The following is a 19,187-nucleotide window of genomic DNA, read 5'->3' on the forward strand; positions in this document are numbered from 1 at the left end:
GCCGCCGCCATAATGCCAATTGGCCCGGCACCGGAAATCAGCACATCTTCACCGACCAGATCGAATGACAATGCCGTGTGCACCGCGTTCCCGAAAGGATCAAAAATCGACGCCAGCTCATCAGAAATATTGTCGGGAATTTTGAACGCGTTAAATGCCGGAATTACCAGATACTCAGCGAAACAACCCTGGCGATTTACACCCACGCCGATGGTGTTGCGACACAGATGGGTGCGGCCCGCGCGGCAGTTACGGCAGTGTCCACAGGTAATATGTCCTTCACCCGAGACGCGATCACCGATCTGATAGCCATTTACCTCCTCGCCAATGGCGACCACTTCACCGACATATTCATGCCCAACAATCATCGGCACCGGAATGGTTTTCTGCGACCACTCATCCCAGTTGTAGATATGCACATCGGTGCCACAAATGGCGGTTTTGCGGATTTTAATCAGTAAATCGTTATGGCCCGGCTGCGGAATCGGTGCTTCGGTCATCCAGATGCCTTCTTCCGCTTTCAGTTTCGCCAGTGCTTTCATTACTCCACTCCTCAGCTGATAACCTTAAGTTGCTTACCAATGCGCGTGAAAGCGTCAACGGCGCGAACAAGCTGCTGCTGGCTGTGGCCGGCCGATATCTGAGTGCGAATACGCGCCTGGCCTTTCGGCACCACCGGATAGAAGAAACCGGTGACATAGATCCCTTCTTTTTGCAGCAGGCGCGCAAATTCCTGCGCCACCGTCGCCTCGCCCAGCATCACCGGAATAATGGCGTGATCGGCACCGGCCAGGGTAAAGCCCGCTTTGGTCATCTCCTCCCGGAAGAAACGAGCGTTATCCCACAGACGCTGACGCAAGCCATCGCCTTCTGCCAGCATATCCAGCACGCGAATCGAAGCAGAAACAATCGCCGGGGCCAGCGAGTTGGAGAACAGATAAGGCCGTGAGCGCTGACGCAGCCACTCGACCACCTCTTTCTTCGCCGCGGTATATCCACCAGAAGCGCCGCCCAGTGCTTTACCGAGGGTGCCGGTAATAATATCCACACGCCCCATAACGTCGCAGTACTCATGGGTGCCACGTCCGTTAGCCCCGACAAAACCGACTGCATGGGAGTCATCTACCATCACCAGCGCGCCATATTCGTCAGCCAGATCGCACACCGCTTTCAGGTTGGCAATCACACCGTCCATCGAAAATACGCCGTCGGTGGCGATCATAATATGCCGCGCACCAGCTGCTTTTGCCTCTTCCAGCCGCGCTTTCAGCTCACTCATGTCGTTATTGGCGTAGCGATAGCGGCGGGCTTTACATAACCGCACGCCGTCAATAATCGACGCGTGGTTTAGCGCATCAGAGATAATCGCATCTTCAGCACCGAGCAGCGTTTCAAACAGGCCGCCGTTGGCGTCAAAGCAGGAGGAATAGAGGATCGCATCTTCCATGCCGAGGAACTCGGCCAGCCGTTTTTCCAGCTGTTTATGCGTATCTTGCGTGCCGCAGATAAAGCGCACTGATGCCATACCGAAACCGTGGCTGTCCATGCCCTCTTTCGCCGCCAGTATCAGCGCCGGATGATTCGCCAGCCCTAAGTAGTTATTGGCGCAGAAGTTGATGACGTGATTTCCTTCACCCACTTCGATATCGGCCTGTTGTGCCGAGGTAATAATGCGCTCTTCTTTAAACAGACCTTCCTGACGCGCCTGCGACAGTTGGTCGTTGATTTGACGATAAAAATCTGCGGCCATGCTTATCCTCCATTCCCGAGTGATGTCCGGGATATCTTACTGAAGAGAAACTCATTAAACGACAATCTGCGTTACCGATTCTCATTTTTGCAGCATATATCACGCCTTGAAAGATTACTTACATTACGTTACGGACTCATCTGGCTGCCTGCCCGGCAATGAAATGTTATGATGTGAGTTATAAGCGTATGAAACCTCCTGTTTCATGCCATTGTTCAAGGTTAAGGTTAAGCTCATGATTATCGTGACTGGCGGCGCCGGTTTTATCGGCAGCAATATTGTTAAAGCACTCAACAACGACGGTTTTAACGACATCCTGGTGGTGGATAACCTGAAAGACGGCACTAAATTCGTCAATCTGGTCGATCTGGATATCACCGACTATATGGATAAAGAAGATTTTATCGCCAGCGTAGTGGCCGGTGATGACTTCGGCCCTATCGAAGCGGTATTCCATGAAGGTGCCTGTTCTTCCACTACCGAGTGGGATGGCAAGTACATGATGGATAACAACTATCAGTACTCAAAAGAGCTGCTGCACTTCTGCCTCGAGCGTGAAATTCCTTTCCTGTATGCCTCTTCCGCAGCCACTTACGGCGGTCGTAACACTGACTTTATTGAAGAGCGCCAGTATGAGCAGCCGCTGAATGTTTACGGCTACTCAAAAGTGCTGTTTGACCAGTATGTGCGCCAGATCCTGCCAGAAGCAGAATCGCAGATTTGTGGTTTCCGCTACTTCAACGTTTATGGCCCGCGTGAAGGTCACAAAGGCAGCATGGCCAGCGTCGCTTTCCATCTGAATACCCAATTGAACAATGGCGAGAACCCGAAACTGTTTGAAGGCAGCGATGGCTTTAAACGCGACTTTATCTACGTGGAAGACGTGGCGGCGGTCAATCTGTGGTTCTGGAAAAACGGCGTTTCCGGCATCTACAACTGCGGTACTGGTCGTGCCGAGTCCTTCCAGGAAGTGGCGGATGCCGCGCTGAACTATCACCAGAAAGGTGAGATTGAGTACGTGCCGTTCCCGGAAAAACTGAAAGGACGCTACCAGGCATTTACCCTGGCCGACCTGACCAAACTGCGTGCCGCAGGCTATGACAAGCCGTTTAAAACCGTTGCTGAAGGCGTGGCTGAATATATGGCCTGGCTGAACCGCGACGCTTAAGGAAGGCAATTTCGTCGATGAAAATTCTGGTGATCGGGCCGTCATGGGTCGGCGACATGATGATGTCGCAAAGTCTGTATCGCACGCTAAAGGCCATTCATCCTGAGGCGGTGATAGACGTGATGGCACCTGCGTGGTGCCGGCCGTTGCTGTCCCGCATGCCGGAAGTCAATGAGGCGCTGGCGATGCCGCTGGGTCACGGCGCGCTGGCAATCGGTGAACGTCGCCGCCTGGGTAAAGCGCTGCGTGCCAAAGGCTATGACCGCGCATATGTGCTGCCTGGCTCGTTTAAATCGGCGTTAGTTCCGTTCTTTGCGGGTATCAGCCAGCGCACCGGCTGGCGCGGTGAAATGCGCTACGGCTTGCTCAATGATCTTCGCGTGCTGGATAAACCCGCTTTCCCGTTAATGGTCGAGCGCTATGTGGCGCTGGCTTATGACCAGGATCGGATTCGCTCAGCACGCGATCTGCCGCAGCCACTGTTGTGGCCGCAGTTGCAGGTCAGCGAAGAGGAAAAAGTGGCAACCGCTGCCGCTTTTTCACTGCCGGACACCCGTCCGATCATCGGTTTTTGTCCCGGTGCCGAATTTGGCCCGGCGAAGCGCTGGCCACACTATCACTATGCGGCACTGGCGCAGCAGTTGATCGATCAGGGCTATCAGGTGGTACTGTTTGGCTCCGCAAAAGATCATGAAACCGGCGAGCAAATCCGGCAGTCACTGGATGCATCAGCACAGCCTTTCTGCCGCAACCTGGCGGGTGAAACCCAGCTGGAGCAGGCGGTCATTCTGCTGGCGCATTGCCGGGCGGTGGTCAGCAATGACTCCGGGCTGATGCATATTGCTGCCGCGCTGAATCGCCCGCTGGTGGCGCTGTATGGCCCCAGCAGTCCGGACTTTACCCCGCCGCTTTCCCAGCAGGCGCGGGTTATCCGCCTGATTACCGGCTATCACAAAGTACGCAAAGGTGATGCGGAACAGGGCTATCACCAAAGCCTGATCGATATTCAGCCCGCTCGCGTGCTGGCTGAGCTGGAAAACCTGCTCGCACAGAGCCAGGAGAGTTAATGCAGGTTTTGATTGTTAAGACGTCTTCAATGGGCGATGTACTGCATACGCTCCCCGCGCTGACCGACGCCATGAATGCCATCCCCGGCATTCGTTTTGACTGGGTGGTGGAGGAGGGTTTCGCACAGATCCCTTCCTGGCATCCGGCGGTCGATCGCGTATTACCGGTGGCAATCCGTCGCTGGCGTAAGCACTGGTTTGGTAGTCAGCAGCGTGAAGAGCGCGTGCTGTTTAAACGTGAGTTGCAGTCGCGCAGTTATGATCTGGTGATCGATGCTCAGGGGCTGATTAAAAGCGCGGCGCTGGTGACGCGCCTTGCCAAAGGTGAGAAACACGGTCAGGACAGCCGCAGTGCGCGCGAACCCTTTTCCAGCTGGTGGTATGACAAACGCCACGAAATCAACAAGCAGCAGCATGCGGTAGAACGCACACGTGAGCTGTTTGCCAAAAGCCTCGGCTATGAAAAACCGCAGACTGCCGGTGATTACGCCATTGCGGCGCACTTCCTCGCAGAACCACAGGTTGATGCTCATCCTTATCTGGTGTTTCTGCATGCCACCACCCGGGACAGCAAACACTGGCCGGAAGAGCACTGGCGCGAGCTGATTGCACTGATGGCCGACTCAGGATTGCGAATTAAATTACCCTGGGGTGCAGAGCATGAGCATCAGCGTGCACAGCGGCTGGCAGAGGGATTTGATTATGTTGATGTATTACCCAGGCTGACGCTGGAGCAGGTCGCGAGAACGCTGGCCGGCGCTAAAGCGGTGGTTTCGGTGGATACCGGCTTAAGCCATCTGACGGCGGCGCTTGATCGCCCTAATATCACGCTTTATGGCCCAACTGACCCCGGTCTGATTGGCGGTTACGGTAAAAATCAGTTTGTGCTGAAGCCAGAAAGTAGCCATAAAATGGATGATATTTCCGCTGCCAGCGTAGCGGCGACGTTGACCACTCTTTTATAACGAGCACCCTATGCCGATGCCTCCCCTGTTAAGCATTATTATCACCGCGCATAATGGCGAGGCATGGCTATCTGCCACGTTGGCAAGCGTGATTGCGTCGCTCGGTGGCGCGCTGCCACTGTGCGAATTTATCATTACCAATGATAACTCTACCGATAACACCCAGCAGATTATTGATCGGTTTGCCGCCCGCTATCCGGCCAGCAAAACCTTTATGACGCAATTTGCCAATATTGGTAAGGTGCGCAATTTTGCTGTCGCCGAATGTCAGGGTGAATATATTCTGATGATCGATGGTGATGACCTGCTGTTAGCCGGTCAGCTGAACGAGAAACTGCAAATTCTGCAACAGCAACGCCCTGACCTGTTGATTTGTAAACTGATTGAGACAGAGGAGAACGCCGCTCCTCCCGAAATCGTCGCCGCGTCTGCACCAGAAACCTTGTCGCAGGACAACGCTATTGAACGTTTCCTGATTCATCGTGATTTTCAGGCGCATGTTATCGGCCAGTTCTTCCGGCGCAAGATATTAGCTGCCGCGCCCTTTCCTGAGTTCGTCTGCTATGAAGACAGCTGGGTGTTTCCGCAGGTGCTGACGCTAAGCCATAAAATTCTCTATTCACGCAGCGGCTTTTATCTGTATATCAAACGTCACACCAGTCTTTCCGGCAACATCAATCTGGCGAAAGTGCAGTGCCTGTATCAGACGCTGGAACATATGGATCAGGTACTTCCTGCGCGTTTCAGCCAGCTTATTGCCTGCCACTGGATCGATTTATTTAACCGCTACGCGGGAGAAATGGCCGGGACAGTTGAACTGGAGAACACCAAAAAGCGCATCAGGGGAATAAGTAAGTTAGCGTTTTTAGCCAATCGGCGCGTTCGCTTCAGTTATAAACGTAAACTGTTGAAAATCGCCAGGCAGGCGTAGTCACTACGCCTGCCCAACCGCAGCTTACTTGCGATGCGTGCCAGGTAATCGATCGTTATGCCAGACCACCACCGAGATAATTAACAGACTCAGCATGATGGTCTGCTCGCGGCTGGCAAACAGTACATCTGTCAGCCCACACACGATAATCCCCATCATAATGGCAAATAGCGGCGGGTTGCGGGTGTAATAAGCGTATCCCAGCAATGAGAAATAGAAAAACAGCAGCACCAGCGCGCCCTGCACTCCCATTAAGCTGGCCACCTCGATCACTTCGTTATGCAAGTGGACATTAACAAACCTTAATGCACTTTCATCCGCGTTGTTTCGCTTTACATAATCCTGTGCATAGCGCCAGCGCTCCTCAAGACTGTTACCCAGAGGATGATCGTGAATCAGGCTCTTGCCGATGCTCCACATTGCCAGGCGACTGGTCAGCGAGCCATGCTCATTACCGTTGGTGGCTTCGTAGCGTTTGAACTCGTTTATCGTGGTTTCGAACTTCGGTTTGATAACATGCTGATAGCTTAACGTGGTGACGACGCCAATACTCAACAGGATAAAAATCAGCGGCTTAAAGCCGAGATGACGTAGCTTCACAATGCCGACGAAGATAATCAGCAGCGGATACGTTGCCATCACATTGCGTGTGCCGGTCTGGAAAATAATGTAATAAGAGACGGCAAAGATCACCAGGCTACACAACATAGTTCTGCGGTTAACATTCTCATAAACCAGCAGAAAAATTAACGCGGCAGACAGAATGGAATAATCATAGGCAGCATTGGTGGCTCGACCCAGGAAGAAATCTACCCGGCCGGTCATATATAAATCCTGATATATGCCAACGCCGCTGGCGATAATAAAAGTCAGTATCAGCGCCACCTTGATCACTGTGCGACTTATCTGGTGGTATTTTGGCATCACGCTGAGCAGGTAATAGCCAATAACTGCGGCAAGGATTAAGCGCTTGCCGGTATTCAGGTAAGCATTGAACTCGTCAAAATCGGGATTGCCAATATAAATCCAGCCAAACCAGATAAGGTCGCTGATACCGAGTAACACCATCGGCGCAATAATCCACCAGTGGCGTCTTTGCAGCCGGTGAAAATCACAGATTACCCCCAGCATTGAAAAATAGAACGCCCAGTAAAATGAGACTTTGGCGCTTTTGACACTGTAAAACATCGTCAGATTAGACAGTAACACCAGCAGCAAAACGGTGTAGAACAATACACGTCGATAATCTTTTAACGGTCCTGGTAAAGACATTCTCTTCCTGCCTGGCAGCGATGGCCGTTTATTCAGCTAAATACGGTAAAGTTATGACGTAAACAGGCAATAACTTGCGCTGATTGAATCGTTTTCATCGCTTCGTTAGACAACGATCCCGGAATAAGTGCCATGCGCACCCCATACAGAACCTGATGTATCTCCTTATCCTGATAAGGACCACTGGCATACGGCTCTTCGGTGACGAACAGGCTTAGCGTCGGAACCTTAAGCGCAATCGCCACGTGCAGCGGCCCGGTATCACCGGTCAGCAGCGTATCGAAGTTATTGATGGTCTCAACCAGCGCCGGCAGCGTCGTCTTGCCGATTTGGCTCTCAATGCGGTGACGGAAAGCCGGATCGACCTTTTCCATAAACGGATTTTCCAAATGTTTCTCACCCGGCCCGCCAATCAACACCACACTGGCCTGAGGATTTTCCGCCAGCAGCGTATTGGCAACATCGGCAAAACTTTCCGCAGGCCAACAGCGCTCAGCAGAAGACGCGCCCATCTGAAAACCGATAACTCGTTGATTATTTGGTTTAATTCGTTTCTCCGCCGGAGCACGCGGCACTTTCATCGCCACATTGCTGATGTCACATCCCAGCGGTGCGACTAACTCCAGTTTGCGCTGAATTAAATGTCCTTTAAAACCATAGGTATAGTTGGTCAGCCAGCGGTCACGCCACGGGAAGTCGTCGACATAGTTATCGCGGAAAATGTATTTAGCGCCGGACATGACCGCACTAAGATAATCATAGGGATCATGGGCGTGCAAAATTATCGCCAGATCCGGCTGGCCTTTTTCCTTCAGCTGATCAAGCATGCCCCGCAGCGAGTTAACTTTATTGTTCCAGTAAACCACGCGATCCCAGTCTTCACCGTCGGTCATAAAATCACGAAATTTCTGATGCGCCACCAGCGTAATAAAAGCCTCAGGGAAACGCTGACGCACCGCGCGAATCGCGGGTGTATTCATCATAAAGTCACCCAACGCCGTGGTGGAATAAATCACGATATTGGCAAACTGCTTGTCCTGATGGAAAGTATCGCGTGACGCTAACAGTCCTTTGCGTTTGGTATACAGTCGTAGAAACAGATCGACTGCTTTCGCTTTCCAGGGTTTTCTCATCTGACTTCCTTAACGTGCCGATAATACTCGGCTAATGTCATTCCCAATGTGCGCGACTGCAACCAGCTAAACAGCTGTTCCAGATCGTCATAAAGCCGTTCAATATCTGCTTCATTTTTGAATGTTGGACTTCCGCCCGGCATAAACTCAGATGAATGCAGCATAAATTCTACGTAATCAACGCCTTCAGCCAGCGACTGTTCAGCCACCCGCTTCATTTTGTCGAGGTTTCCCCCCACCGGACGCAACCAGTTCACCGACGGGCTGCGCTTTTTACCGCGTAAACGATCCACACCCTGCTTAACGCTGTTCATCAGCGGAGAATATTTGTATTGAATGCTCATCGGCACTTCAAGCAGCGGCGAGTCGCCCGCTTTGGCGATATCCTGCCGATCGATAAAATAGGCGTGGCGCGGGAAATCACGATAATTGGTGCCGCCATTGCCTTTGGGATCGCCCGGCGAGTTGCGCCAGTCGACACGCGGCGTGACCGAACAATCGACCAGATAACCCTGCTCAATTAACAGTGAGGCGTAGTATTCATTAAACGCCCAACGCCCGGCGCGGTGGCTGAGCATTTTGGTCTGAAAGGTCTCTTCCAGTAGCTGAGTTATGAACTCAACTTTCTCTCTGATAACATCCTGCGGATATTCAATCAGATAAGGTTTATGTCGCCAGTCATCGTCGGTAAGTTCAACTAAAGGAGGGCTATTCCACGCATGCAGATGCATCCCCACTTCGCCCTGATTACGGGCGATAACATCTTTGGCGAACTCCACATAAACCGGGTCGATGGCCATTTCATAGTTGGTTAACCAGGTCGGTTTAAAACCAAATTTCTCACACAGGGACTGGAATCGCGGTAAAAAAGCCGCGTTTCGCGTATCGATTTTGTCATGATTTTGCCAGAGGTTGTCACCTTCAGTATCAATCGTGATGAGAAATGCGGGCCTTGCCATAATCTTTCTGACCTCATAAAAACTGAGCAGTTATGTTACGCAGCGGGACTTATCAGCGCAAAGTAATTTAGCGTGCCATTAAGCAGGAAAAATCCGCAAAAGTAGCCATCGCATAGCCAGTCCATTAGAATTTAATCCTGATCAACCTATTAAGACCAGCCTGGGCTACTGACGCCATGACAAAGCATATTCTTTTCATTATTGATGGCCTGCCGGGTGGCGGCGCGGAAAATGTCACGCTGACGCTGGCAAAAGGCATTGCCGATCGCGGGCATCAGGTCACCCTGCTGTCACTGAATAAACGACTGGATTACGATATTCCGCCGGGTGTCGATTATCGGGTTGATCACGACAGCGCACGTGGCCCGCTGCGCAAACTGACTGAGCTGTCGCGGCGCGCGCGCTCCCTCGACAACCGGCTGGAGCAGCTGTTTGCGGAAAAAGGTGAGCCGGCGCTGGTGGTTTCCAGTCTGCATAAAACCGATCGAATTGTGGTGCGCTCGCAGCGACTAGGCCAGTGTAATGTCTGGCACTGCATCCACGGCATCTATTCGCGTTCCTATCTCGGCAATAAGCAGCCGCTGGCCCGCTATTTTAAGAAAGCCAAAATTCAGCGGGTTTATCGCGGACGCAATATCATTACGGTATCCGATGCGGTTGGCGACGATCTGGTTAACGCGATGGGTATCGAACCGCATGAGATATTAACCATCTATAACCCGTTCGATGTGGCGCAGATACAGCAACGCGCCGAAGCAGAAAACCCGTTTGCCGGTGAAGAGTATATTTTGCACGTCGGACGGTTTCATCAGGTGAAGCGCCAGGATCGCCTGCTGGAAGCCTTTGCGCAGGCAAAACTGCCCACCAAACTGATTATCGTTGGCCAGGGTGAAGCGGCAGTCACGCAACAGCTGCAAGAAAAAATCGAGCAACTGAATCTGCAACAACAGGTCATTCTGGCGGGTTTTTCGAAAAATCCGCTGCCGATACTGAAAGGCGCGCGGCTGTTTGCGCTCAGTTCTGACAGCGAAGGTCTGCCAACGGTGTTAATCGAGTCGTTGATTTGCGGCACGCCGATTGTCAGCACCGCTTGTCCCGGCGGCGTCGGCGAGATTATGGTCGGGGAACTGGCGGCGTATCAGGCGGATCTCAACGCCGCCTCACTGGCAGAGAAACTTCGTCTCGCCTGGCAGTCGCCACCGCACATCACCCCGGCAATGTATGCTAAATTCGACATTAATTTAATTATTGACCGTTATCTCGACCTCGCGGTCAAATAGCATTATCACTTCTTGATAGAAAGGATTTATATGGCGATTCTGGTTACCGGCGGAGCAGGCTACATCGGTTCACATACCGTGCTTGCGCTGCTGGAAAAAGGCGAAGACGTGGTGGTGTTAGATAACCTGGTCAATGCCTCCGCAGTGGCTTTAAACCGGGTGGAAACACTGAGTGGTAAAACGGTGACTTTCTGTCAGGGTGATGTTTGTGATGCCGAAAAACTCAGAGAGATTTTCGCTCAACACAATATTTCGTCTGTTATCCATTTTGCCGGACTAAAATCAGTTGGCGAGTCAGTACGTAAACCGCTGGATTACTATCATAATAATCTTTCCGGCAGCCTGATATTGCTGGCAGAAATGCGTCGCGCAGGCGTCACTAAACTGATTTTCAGCTCGTCAGCCACCGTCTATGGTCAGCCAGAACAGATTCCGCTGGTTGAAACCTCACGCACTGGCGGCACCACCAATCCTTACGGTACCTCAAAGCTGATGGTCGAGCAGATCCTGCAAGATTTTGCGCTGGCCGAGCCGGACTTCACCATAATCATTCTGCGCTATTTCAACCCGGTGGGCGCGCATCCGTCCGGAATGATTGGCGAAGACCCGAACGGCATTCCCAATAACCTGATGCCCTATATTGCGCAGGTGGCGATTGGCAAACTGGAAAAAGTGGCGATATTTGGTGATGACTACCCAACCAAAGACGGCACCGGCGTGCGCGATTATATCCATGTGATGGACCTGGCTGAAGGTCACCTGAAAGCGATCGAACATATCGATCGGCATCAGGGCGTGGCAGTTTATAATCTCGGAACCGGTGTAGGCTACTCGGTACTGGAGATGCTGCACGCGTTTGAACAGGCTTCCGGGCGCAAAATTCCTTACGAAGTTGTGCCGCGCCGCCCAGGAGATATCGCTGAGTGCTGGTCAGATCCGTCCCTCGCCAAAACCGGGCTGGAATGGCAAGCAACACGCAATCTTGATGTGATGATGCAGGACGCCTGGCGCTGGCAGTCCAGTAATCCACAAGGTTTCCAGTCCTGACAATGCGTTAACCGGGGCAGAAGGCCAACTTTTGCCCCGCTCCGGGTTTGCACCACGCCGGAGTGTTAATGGCTTTAACCCGCCCAAGGTTTCCCCTACAATCGTTTCACTTAACTTTGAGAAACCATAAGTATGGCAAGCCCGATTCCCTCAACGTTTACGCCTCAAAATATTCTGCTGATTAAGTTACGCCACCATGGTGACATGCTGCTGACCACACCAGTGATTAATGCGCTGCATCAACACTATCCGCATGCCCGCATTGATGTGTTGTTGTATGCCGAAACGCGTCCGATGCTGCAAGCACATCCGGCCATTGGCGAAATTCATGTTATCGATCGTAACTGGAAAAAAGAGGGTGGATGGCAGCGTTTCAAGTATGAAAGCGCGCTCAAAGCGACCATTCGCTCCCGCCATTACGATGTCGTGATTAATCTTGCCGACCAGTGGCAAAGTGCCATGATCGCCCGCTTATCCGGTGCGCCGGTGCGTATTGGCTTTGACTTTAAAAAGCGCCGTAATCGTTTGTGGCAGTTTTGCCATAATTACCTTGTCCCGACCGACAATCACCACCTGCTGCATACCGTCGAGCAAAATTTATCTGCCCTGCAACCGCTTAATGTGCCGGTTGAAGGTATCAGCGCCTCCATGCATTACAGCGACAGCGATTTACAGCAAACCCGCCAGGTGTTGCAGCAACAGCAGATCAGCGGCCGTTATCTGGTTATCCAGCCCACTTCGCGCTGGGTATTTAAGTGCTGGGAAGATGAGAAAGTGGCGGCGGTGATTGATCAGCTGGCGCGTCACGATCTGAAGGTGGTGCTGACCGCCGCACCCGATGCCCGGGAGCAGGCAATGATCGATAATATTCTGTCACGGTGTAAAACCACCGATGTGGTCTCCGTGGCCGGTAAACTGACGCTGCCACAACTGGCGGCGCTTATCGATTATGCCGAGCTGTTTATCGGCGTAGACTCCGCGCCAATGCATATGGCCGCTGCGCTGAGCACCCCCTGCATCGCACTGTTTGGCCCGACCAAACTGCAGCACTGGCGTCCTTGGGGTGAACGTAACCGGGTTATCTGGGCCGGTGACTACGCGCCCCTGCCCGATCCGGACGCGATTGATACCAACACTCAACAGCGCTATCTCGCCGCCATTCCGGTGGAAGAGGTGGTGAAAGCCGCAAGGAGCTATCTGGATGAATAAAGTCCGCCTCGCCATTGTCAGACAGAAGTATCGCCCTGACGGTGGTGCAGAACGCTTTATCTCACGCGCGCTGGAAGCGCTGGAGAGCGATCGGCTCGACCTGAATATTATTACCCGCAGCTGGCAAGGCACGCCAAATCCTGACTGGCACCTGCATATCTGCGACCCGAAAAAGTGGGGACGCATTTCGCGCGAACGCGGTTTTGCCGATGCCGCCCGCGCCTGCTGGCAGCGGGAAAAATTTGATATTGTCCAGAGCCACGAACGTATCGAAGGCTGTGATATTTTCCGTGCCGGTGATGGCGTACACCGCGTCTGGCTTGAACAGCGCGCGCGCATTGTTTCGCCGTTACAGCGCTTCGCTACCCGCTTCAGTGCTTATCACCGCTATGTGATGCAGGCTGAAGAACAGATGTTCCGCTCCGACTCGCTGAAAAAAATCATCTGTAACTCAGAGATGGTGAAGCGCGACATCATCCGCTGCTTCCAGGTTCCGGAAGAGAAGTTTGCGGTTATCTACAACGCCATCGACTCACAGCGTTTTCAGCCGTCGACCGAAGCCACGCGCCACGCAACCCGTAAGCAGCTGAATATCCCTGCTGATGCCTGTGCACTTATTTATGTCGGCTCGGGTTTTGAACGCAAAGGTCTGCGCGCGGCGATTGAGGCGCTGGCCAACAGCGATCGCTATCTGATCGTCGTCGGCCAGGATAAACAACTGAGTCGCTATCAGCAGCTGGCGAATCAGCTTAACTGCCTGGACCGTATCCGTTTTGTCGGCGTGCAGCAGGATGTTATCTCTTTCTATCACGCGGCCGACGCGCTGATTTTACCGACACTGTACGACCCGTTCCCGAATGTGGTGCTGGAAGCGATGGCGTGCGGGTTGCCGGTCATTACCAGCTTCGGCTGTGGCGGGGCAGAATTTATTAACGAAGGTCAGGAAGGCTTCGTCTGCGATGCATTAGATATCAAAGCGTTAAACGATGCGGTTAATGCAATTCCGTCAAAAGCCGTCAATTCAGCGATGAGTGAGGCCGCACGCAGCAGAATTCTGCCTTACACGCCGCAACGCCTTGCCGCAGAGTTGCATTCTCTTTATCAACAAGTATTACTCACGTCATGATTAAGTAAGATGAGCACAGGCAAGTTATCTGCTACCATGCCGGATTGTTCTCTGGATAATGTTTGACGCACAAGTGTCGTAAAAATCGGTATGACGACAATTTACACCGCCTTGCTCTACCTCATTCAGCCACTGATTTGGCTTCGCCTTTGGTTGCGTGGTCGAAAAGCCCCTGCCTACCGTAAACGGTGGGCGGAACGCTATGGCTTCTGTGCAGGTAAAGTAAAACCAGATGGGATTTTACTGCACTCTGTTTCGGTAGGCGAAACCCTCGCTGCCGTACCGCTGGTTCGTGCGCTGCGCCATCGCTACCCGACACTGCCGATTACCGTCACCACCATGACGCCAACCGGCTCAGAACGGGCACAATCCGCTTTTGGCAAAGATGTGCATCACGTTTACCTGCCTTATGACCTGCCCGGCGCAATTAACCGCTTCCTTGATACCACCCGCCCAAAACTGGTGATCATTATGGAAACCGAGCTGTGGCCAAACATTATTAAAGCGCTGCACGATCGCAAGATCCCGTTGGTGATTGCCAATGCGCGCCTTTCAGAACGTTCGGCGGCAGGCTATAAAAAGCTGGGCAAATTTATGCGCCAGTTACTGCAACGCATCACACTGATTGCCGCGCAGAACCAGGAGGATGGCGAGCGCTTTGTCAGCCTTGGCCTGAAGCGTTCACATCTGACCGTGACCGGCAGCCTCAAATTTGATATCTCTGTCACGCCAGAGCTGGCGGCACGTGCGGTGACGCTGCGTCGTCAGTGGGCGCCGCGCCGCCCGGTGTGGATTGCCACCAGCACCCATGAAGGCGAAGAGAGCATTATTCTCGATGCCCATCGTAAATTGCTGGCGCGTTTTCCTGAGCTGCTACTGATTCTGGTACCACGCCATCCGGAACGCTTCGCGGTGGCGCGTGATATGACGCAAAAAGCCGGCTTCAGCTATATCCTGCGCAGCAGCGGTGAAATTCCTTCCGGCAGTACGCAGGTGGTTATTGGCGACACCATGGGTGAACTGATGCTGCTGTACGGCATTGCCGACCTCGCCTTTGTCGGTGGCAGCCTGGTGGAACGCGGGGGTCATAACCCGCTGGAACCGGCCGCGCACGCTCTGCCGGTGCTGATGGGCCCGCACACCTTCAACTTCAAAGATATCTGTAGCAAATTGCAGCAGGCAGACGGTCTGATTACCGTTACCGATGCCGCCTCGCTGGATAAAGAGATCGGTAACCTGCTGACTGACGATGACTATCGTCGTTATCACGGACGCCATGCGGTAGAAGTACTGCATCAGAATCAGGGCGCATTACAGCGTCTGCTACAGTTACTCGAACCCCACTTGCCACCACGGAATCACTAAATGAGTGCTCGCCAACGACTTTCGGTGGTGATGATCGCCAAAAATGAGGCCGGGCTGTTACCAGATTGCCTGGCTTCCGTGAGCTGGGCCGATGAAATCATTCTGCTCGACTCCGGCAGCAGCGATCAAACACCCGAGATTGCCCGCCAGCATGGCGTTAAGGTTTATCAGTCTGAAGAGTGGCCCGGCTACGGGCTGCAACGCCAGCATGCACAACGCTATGCCACCGGCGATATGATTCTGATGATCGATGCTGACGAGCGGGTCACTGACGAACTGCGCGCCTCGATTGAGCGCGTGCTTGACTGCCCGGAACCGCACACCGTTTACAGCATCGCGCGCCGTAATCTGTTTCTCGGGCGCTTTATGCGTCACAGCGGCTGGTATCCGGATCGCGTCACCCGCCTCTATCCGCGCGACTATCACTACAATGATAATCAGGTGCATGAGTCACTGGATACCCGCGAAGCCCATGTCGTTCCTTTACGCGGTGATCTGAAACACCTGACCTGTCGCGATTTCTCTGCGTTTCAGCGCAAACAGTTCGCCTACGCGGAAGCCTGGGCGAAGCAGCGTCATCAGCAGGGTAAAAGTTGCAGCATGTTCTCGGTGTTCAGCCATACCATCAGTGCATTTCTGAAAACGCTGGTGCTGCGAGCCGGTTTTCTCGATGGCAAACAGGGTTGGTTACTGTCAGTGGTGAATGCACAGTACACCTTCAACAAATATGCAGCGCTGTGGGCGCTGAATCAGGCAGCAGACAAAGGTAGCTTATGAGCACCAAGGCGATCTATCCCGGTACTTTCGATCCGATGACCAACGGTCATCTCGATATCGTGACGCGTGCAGCGCTGATGTTCGATCATATCGTGCTGGCGATTGCCGCCAGTCCGAGTAAAAAACCGATGTTCACGCTGGATGAGCGCGTGGCACTGGCGCAACAGGTGACTGCACACCTGGACAATGTTGAAGTGGTCGGGTTCAGCGATCTGATGGCGAATTTCGCCAAAGCGCAGCAGGCAAATGTACTGGTGCGTGGCCTGCGCGCCGTATCGGATTTTGAGTACGAAATGCAGCTGGCACATATGAATCGCCATCTGTTGCCGACGCTGGAAAGCGTATTTCTGATGCCGTCGGAAGAGTATTCATTTATCTCTTCGTCGCTGATGAAAGAGGTGGCTCGCCATCAGGGCGATGTGCAAGCCTTCCTGCCCGCGCCAGTCTATAGCGCGTTAATGGACAAACTGGCGTAAGCCTGAAGCGTCCCGAAGGTATGCAGAGTGCTAACCCCTGGCATAGGCAGCCAGAATGCCACTCCTGGACGAAACGCTATTTCTGGCAGGTGCGGCAGAAAAAGGTGCTGCGCTGACCATGCCTGGCGCTTTCGATTAAACTGCCGCAGACCCGGCACGGCTCGCCTGCCCGACCATACACCTGCAATTGCTGGGCAAAATAACCCGGTTTACCGTCAGTTTGCAAAAAGTCGCGCAGCGTAGTTCCACCCTGCTCGATCGAGCGCAGCAACACCGCTTTAATGGTCGCGACCAGCAGCGCCGCTTCCGACTCAGTTAACGCCATCGCCGGACGATCGGGCAGGATCCCGGCAGCAAACAGCGATTCGCTGGCATAAATATTCCCGACGCCCACCACCAGCTTGTTATCCATCAGCCAGGGTTTGATCGCCGTGCGTTTACCGCGAGACTTTTCAAACAGATAGTCGGCATCAAAGCTGTCACTCAGTGGCTCTGGCCCTAAATGCGCCAGCACATTACTGGCCTGCAAATCAGCACACCACAGCCAGGCGCCGAAACGGCGCGGGTCGGTATAGCGCAACACTTTGCCGTTACTCATCACTAAGTCGACATGATCGTGCTTCGCCGCCGGAACTTCTTCCGGTAACACGCGCAAACTGCCGGACATTCCCAGATGAATAATAATCCAGCCGTCCGGCAGTTCTAACAATAAGTACTTGGCACGACGCTGTACGCTCAGCACCGGCTGATCGCTCAGTGCCTGAATTTCCTGGGACACCGGCCAGCGCAGGCGACCGTTACGCACTACCGCATGCAAAATGGTTTCACCGACCAGATGTGGCTCTATTCCGCGCCGACTGGTTTCAACCTCAGGTAACTCAGGCATGCCAACTCCTTGTGTTTGGTTGTCTCATAAAAACAAAAAAACCCGGCCGAAGCCGGGTTTTTTCTTAAGTCGCCAAAATTATTTAATTTTAGCTTCTTTGTACAGTACGTGCTGACGGACAACTGGATCGAATTTCTTCAGTTCCAGTTTTTCCGGCTTAGTACGCTTGTTCTTCGTGGTGGTATAAAAATGACCTGTACCAGCAGAAGAAACCAGCTTGATTTTCTCACGAATACCTTTAGCCATGATTCAGTTCCTTAGTACTTCTCACCACGGGTACGCATATCGGCCAGAACCGTATCAATACCCTTTTTATCAATTACACGCATACCTTTAGCAGATACACGTAAAGTAACGAAGCGCTTTTCGCTCTCAACCCAAAAACGGTGAGAGTGCAGGTTCGGCAGGAAACGGCGTTTCGTCGCGTTCATCGCGTGGGAACGGTTGTTACCGCTCACCGGGCGCTTGCCAGTTACTTGGCAGACTCGTGACATGTCTATTCTCCAAAAATCAAATCAGCTCGAGCTTTAAAAATAAGGTCTTGGCCGCCTCGTCAGGCTAGTAGCCCACCCAAGCGAGTTCTATGTGAACCCACTGGCAGGCCCAAACGCCAAACCCGAGATTCTCAAAGGTGGCGTAGTATACGCCCTGTAGCGCCAGTGCTCAAGTCCCGAACAGATAAAGATCCCGCTGGATCGCGCAAAATAGCTGCATCCGGGAACAAATCCGGCGAGAAAATGCGCAATCCGCAGCCTTGTTGTTCAGTTGCCAGCATTACAGCCAGCCGCGTTCAGCGAACGAGACATACTGACCCTGACCAATGACAAGATGGTCTAATATTCTGATATTTAGCAATAAACCCGCGCTGACTATCTGGCGGGTAATATCACCATCGGCGGCACTGGGCTCAGCCATCCCCGAGGGGTGATTGTGCGCCAGAATCAGCGCCGCTGCATTGATTTTTAACGCTTCCCGCACAATTTCTCGCGGATGAACTTCAACGCTGTTAATACTGCCGGCAAACATCTCCTGCGAGTTGAGCACCCGATGCTGATTATCGAGAAAAATAACCATAAAAATTTCTCGCTCCTGATGCGCCAGCATACTTAACAGGTACTGATGCGTGGCCTGCGGATTCTCCAGCGCATCTTCGCGTGCCATGCTGGCGCGGAAAAATCGCCGCCCCAGTTCAGCAACCGCATGCAGCTGCGCTAACTTGGCGTCACCCACGCCTTTTACCGCCATCATTGCCTGCCTGTCAGCGGTCATCACCTGATACAGCGAACCAAATTGCAGCAGTAGCTGACCCGCCAGCGTCATCACATCCTGTCCGACGGAGCCGGTACGCAAAAATATGGCTAGCAGCTCGGCATCGGTTAGCGCCCCCGCCCCCCTCTGCTGCAACTTCTCTCGCGGCATTAACTTCTGCCAAGATACGTTCATCTGCGCTCTCCCGAAATAAACGCACCATGCCTTGCGACCTCACCGATAGACAGCGGCAAATTGTCAGCTTTCGCGCTGTCTCGCAAAGCTAAAAGGAAGCTGCAGGGCCGAACTCCAGGAGTGTGATAAAATACGCAAATCGTGACGCAATCAGGGCGTCAATCTGACTGTAGAGATGGCGGATAACACTATGATGGGATTAACCGGTAAACACATCGTATTGGGCGTAAGCGGCGGTATCGCGGCTTATAAGGCGCCAGAACTGGTACGCCGTCTGCGCGATCGCGGCGCGGAAGTGCGGGTGGTGATGACCGAAGCAGCCAAAGCTTTTAT

General features: G+C 53.0%; 21 protein-coding genes. 12 read left to right on the forward strand and 9 right to left on the reverse strand.

Annotated features, from left to right (window positions below; translation table 11 throughout):
* Both NG42_RS23625 and kbl read right to left on the reverse strand, forming a co-directional pair.
* Nucleotides 1-542: alcohol dehydrogenase catalytic domain-containing protein (locus NG42_RS23625; RefSeq protein ID WP_052901838.1), on the reverse strand; the 542-nt coding region annotated here is incomplete at its 3' end.
* Between the two features lie 11 nt (nt 543-553).
* Nucleotides 554-1,750 carry a glycine C-acetyltransferase gene (kbl, locus tag NG42_RS18150; protein ID WP_052901776.1) on the reverse strand — a complete coding sequence of 399 codons (1,197 nt, stop codon included), beginning with the start codon at nt 1,748-1,750 and terminating at the stop codon, nt 554-556.
* Nucleotides 1,751-1,985: 235 nt separating this feature from the next.
* Here kbl and rfaD point away from each other — a divergent pair, with 235 nt between their 5' ends.
* The 4 genes from rfaD to NG42_RS18170 are packed head-to-tail and all read left to right on the forward strand — an operon-like array spanning nt 1,986 to nt 5,881.
* Entirely contained in the window at nt 1,986-2,918 is a 933-nt protein-coding gene (gene rfaD / locus NG42_RS18155) for an ADP-glyceromanno-heptose 6-epimerase (RefSeq protein ID WP_052901779.1), read from the forward strand.
* Between the two features lie 17 nt (nt 2,919-2,935).
* The gene (gene rfaF, locus NG42_RS18160) at nt 2,936-3,985 is read left to right on the forward strand and encodes an ADP-heptose--LPS heptosyltransferase RfaF (RefSeq protein WP_052901782.1); all 1,050 of its coding nucleotides are present in this window, start codon (nt 2,936-2,938) and stop codon (nt 3,983-3,985) included.
* Entirely contained in the window at nt 3,985-4,950 is a 966-nt protein-coding gene (gene rfaC, locus NG42_RS18165) for a lipopolysaccharide heptosyltransferase RfaC (RefSeq protein ID WP_052901785.1), read from the forward strand. The genes rfaF and rfaC overlap by 1 nt, the downstream gene beginning before the upstream one ends.
* A gap of 10 nt (nt 4,951-4,960) precedes the next feature.
* On the forward strand, nt 4,961-5,881 hold the full coding sequence (locus NG42_RS18170; protein ID WP_052901788.1) for a glycosyltransferase family 2 protein: 921 nt from the start codon (nt 4,961-4,963) through the stop codon (nt 5,879-5,881).
* Between the two features lie 24 nt (nt 5,882-5,905).
* Here the strand turns inward: NG42_RS18170 and NG42_RS18175 are convergent, their stop codons facing one another.
* Genes NG42_RS18175 through NG42_RS18185 form a run of 3 tightly spaced genes read right to left on the reverse strand, consistent with a single transcriptional unit; the run spans nt 5,906 to nt 9,245 of the window.
* Nucleotides 5,906-7,153 carry an O-antigen ligase family protein gene (locus NG42_RS18175; RefSeq protein ID WP_052901791.1) on the reverse strand — a complete coding sequence of 416 codons (1,248 nt, stop codon included), beginning with the start codon at nt 7,151-7,153 and terminating at the stop codon, nt 5,906-5,908.
* Between the two features lie 32 nt (nt 7,154-7,185).
* Nucleotides 7,186-8,286, reverse strand: a complete 1,101-nt coding sequence (locus NG42_RS18180) for a glycosyltransferase family 9 protein (RefSeq protein WP_082203910.1) — start codon at nt 8,284-8,286, stop codon at nt 7,186-7,188.
* The gene (locus NG42_RS18185) at nt 8,283-9,245 is read right to left on the reverse strand and encodes a polysaccharide deacetylase family protein (protein ID WP_052901794.1); all 963 of its coding nucleotides are present in this window, start codon (nt 9,243-9,245) and stop codon (nt 8,283-8,285) included. The genes NG42_RS18180 and NG42_RS18185 overlap by 4 nt, the downstream gene beginning before the upstream one ends.
* Nucleotides 9,246-9,421: 176 nt before the next feature.
* Between NG42_RS18185 and NG42_RS18190 the strand changes: the two genes are divergently transcribed.
* The 7 genes from NG42_RS18190 (at nt 9,422) to coaD (ending at nt 16,525) form a co-directional block, all read left to right on the forward strand.
* Nucleotides 9,422-10,525, forward strand: a complete 1,104-nt coding sequence (locus NG42_RS18190; RefSeq protein WP_052901797.1) for a glycosyltransferase — start codon at nt 9,422-9,424, stop codon at nt 10,523-10,525.
* A gap of 30 nt (nt 10,526-10,555) precedes the next feature.
* On the forward strand, nt 10,556-11,572 hold the full coding sequence (gene galE, locus NG42_RS18195; protein WP_052901800.1) for a UDP-glucose 4-epimerase GalE: 1,017 nt from the start codon (nt 10,556-10,558) through the stop codon (nt 11,570-11,572).
* A 132-nt stretch (nt 11,573-11,704) separates the two neighbouring features.
* Nucleotides 11,705-12,781, forward strand: coding sequence for a putative lipopolysaccharide heptosyltransferase III (gene rfaQ, locus NG42_RS18200; RefSeq protein ID WP_052901804.1), 1,077 nt, complete (start codon nt 11,705-11,707; stop codon nt 12,779-12,781).
* Nucleotides 12,774-13,907 carry a glycosyltransferase family 4 protein gene (locus NG42_RS18205; RefSeq protein WP_052901807.1) on the forward strand — a complete coding sequence of 378 codons (1,134 nt, stop codon included), beginning with the start codon at nt 12,774-12,776 and terminating at the stop codon, nt 13,905-13,907. The genes rfaQ and NG42_RS18205 overlap by 8 nt, the downstream gene beginning before the upstream one ends.
* A 90-nt stretch (nt 13,908-13,997) precedes the next feature.
* Nucleotides 13,998-15,272 carry a lipid IV(A) 3-deoxy-D-manno-octulosonic acid transferase gene (gene waaA, locus NG42_RS18210; RefSeq protein ID WP_052901810.1) on the forward strand — a complete coding sequence of 425 codons (1,275 nt, stop codon included), beginning with the start codon at nt 13,998-14,000 and terminating at the stop codon, nt 15,270-15,272.
* Entirely contained in the window at nt 15,273-16,049 is a 777-nt protein-coding gene (locus NG42_RS18215; RefSeq protein ID WP_052901813.1) for a glycosyltransferase family 2 protein, read from the forward strand. It begins immediately after the preceding gene.
* Entirely contained in the window at nt 16,046-16,525 is a 480-nt protein-coding gene (gene coaD, locus NG42_RS18220; protein ID WP_052901816.1) for a pantetheine-phosphate adenylyltransferase, read from the forward strand. The genes NG42_RS18215 and coaD overlap by 4 nt, the downstream gene beginning before the upstream one ends.
* 76 nt (nt 16,526-16,601) lie before the next feature.
* On the opposite strand, the gene mutM is transcribed toward coaD, so the two are convergent.
* From mutM to radC, 4 genes are all read right to left on the reverse strand, one after another.
* Nucleotides 16,602-17,411 carry a bifunctional DNA-formamidopyrimidine glycosylase/DNA-(apurinic or apyrimidinic site) lyase gene (gene mutM, locus NG42_RS18225; RefSeq protein ID WP_052901818.1) on the reverse strand — a complete coding sequence of 270 codons (810 nt, stop codon included), beginning with the start codon at nt 17,409-17,411 and terminating at the stop codon, nt 16,602-16,604.
* A 78-nt stretch (nt 17,412-17,489) separates the two neighbouring features.
* Complete coding sequence (gene rpmG, locus NG42_RS18230) at nt 17,490-17,657, reverse strand: 50S ribosomal protein L33 (RefSeq protein ID WP_003024094.1); 168 nt, start codon at nt 17,655-17,657, stop codon at nt 17,490-17,492.
* Between the two features lie 11 nt (nt 17,658-17,668).
* Entirely contained in the window at nt 17,669-17,905 is a 237-nt protein-coding gene (rpmB, locus tag NG42_RS18235) for a 50S ribosomal protein L28 (RefSeq protein ID WP_052901820.1), read from the reverse strand.
* 280 nt (nt 17,906-18,185) lie between these two features.
* Nucleotides 18,186-18,854: a RadC family protein gene (gene radC, locus NG42_RS18240; RefSeq protein WP_052901823.1), complete on the reverse strand. Its 669-nt coding sequence runs from the start codon at nt 18,852-18,854 to the stop codon at nt 18,186-18,188.
* Nucleotides 18,855-19,044: 190 nt separating this feature from the next.
* Here radC and NG42_RS22220 point away from each other — a divergent pair.
* Nucleotides 19,045-19,187, forward strand: a 143-nt coding sequence (locus tag NG42_RS22220) for a flavoprotein (RefSeq protein WP_277619654.1), incomplete at its 3' end; no start/stop codon positions are given.

It is taken from the genome of Winslowiella iniecta (assembly GCF_001267535.1).
In the GTDB taxonomy this organism is placed as follows: domain Bacteria; phylum Pseudomonadota; class Gammaproteobacteria; order Enterobacterales; family Enterobacteriaceae; genus Erwinia; species Erwinia iniecta.

Coding starts and splice junctions, on each gene's coding strand:
- kbl (WP_052901776.1), bottom strand. CDS start 1,750: ATGGCCGCAGATTTTTATCGTCAAATCAACGACCAACTGTCGCAGGCG.
- rfaD (WP_052901779.1), top strand. CDS start 1,986: ATGATTATCGTGACTGGCGGCGCCGGTTTTATCGGCAGCAATATTGTT.
- rfaF (WP_052901782.1), top strand. CDS start 2,936: ATGAAAATTCTGGTGATCGGGCCGTCATGGGTCGGCGACATGATGATG.
- rfaC (WP_052901785.1), top strand. CDS start 3,985: ATGCAGGTTTTGATTGTTAAGACGTCTTCAATGGGCGATGTACTGCAT.
- NG42_RS18170 (WP_052901788.1), top strand. CDS start 4,961: ATGCCGATGCCTCCCCTGTTAAGCATTATTATCACCGCGCATAATGGC.
- NG42_RS18175 (WP_052901791.1), bottom strand. CDS start 7,153: ATGTCTTTACCAGGACCGTTAAAAGATTATCGACGTGTATTGTTCTAC.
- NG42_RS18180 (WP_082203910.1), bottom strand. CDS start 8,286: ATGAGAAAACCCTGGAAAGCGAAAGCAGTCGATCTGTTTCTACGACTG.
- NG42_RS18185 (WP_052901794.1), bottom strand. CDS start 9,245: ATGGCAAGGCCCGCATTTCTCATCACGATTGATACTGAAGGTGACAAC.
- NG42_RS18190 (WP_052901797.1), top strand. CDS start 9,422: ATGACAAAGCATATTCTTTTCATTATTGATGGCCTGCCGGGTGGCGGC.
- galE (WP_052901800.1), top strand. CDS start 10,556: ATGGCGATTCTGGTTACCGGCGGAGCAGGCTACATCGGTTCACATACC.
- rfaQ (WP_052901804.1), top strand. CDS start 11,705: ATGGCAAGCCCGATTCCCTCAACGTTTACGCCTCAAAATATTCTGCTG.
- NG42_RS18205 (WP_052901807.1), top strand. CDS start 12,774: ATGAATAAAGTCCGCCTCGCCATTGTCAGACAGAAGTATCGCCCTGAC.
- waaA (WP_052901810.1), top strand. CDS start 13,998: ATGACGACAATTTACACCGCCTTGCTCTACCTCATTCAGCCACTGATT.
- NG42_RS18215 (WP_052901813.1), top strand. CDS start 15,273: ATGAGTGCTCGCCAACGACTTTCGGTGGTGATGATCGCCAAAAATGAG.
- coaD (WP_052901816.1), top strand. CDS start 16,046: ATGAGCACCAAGGCGATCTATCCCGGTACTTTCGATCCGATGACCAAC.
- mutM (WP_052901818.1), bottom strand. CDS start 17,411: ATGCCTGAGTTACCTGAGGTTGAAACCAGTCGGCGCGGAATAGAGCCA.
- rpmG (WP_003024094.1), bottom strand. CDS start 17,657: ATGGCTAAAGGTATTCGTGAGAAAATCAAGCTGGTTTCTTCTGCTGGT.
- rpmB (WP_052901820.1), bottom strand. CDS start 17,905: ATGTCACGAGTCTGCCAAGTAACTGGCAAGCGCCCGGTGAGCGGTAAC.
- radC (WP_052901823.1), bottom strand. CDS start 18,854: ATGAACGTATCTTGGCAGAAGTTAATGCCGCGAGAGAAGTTGCAGCAG.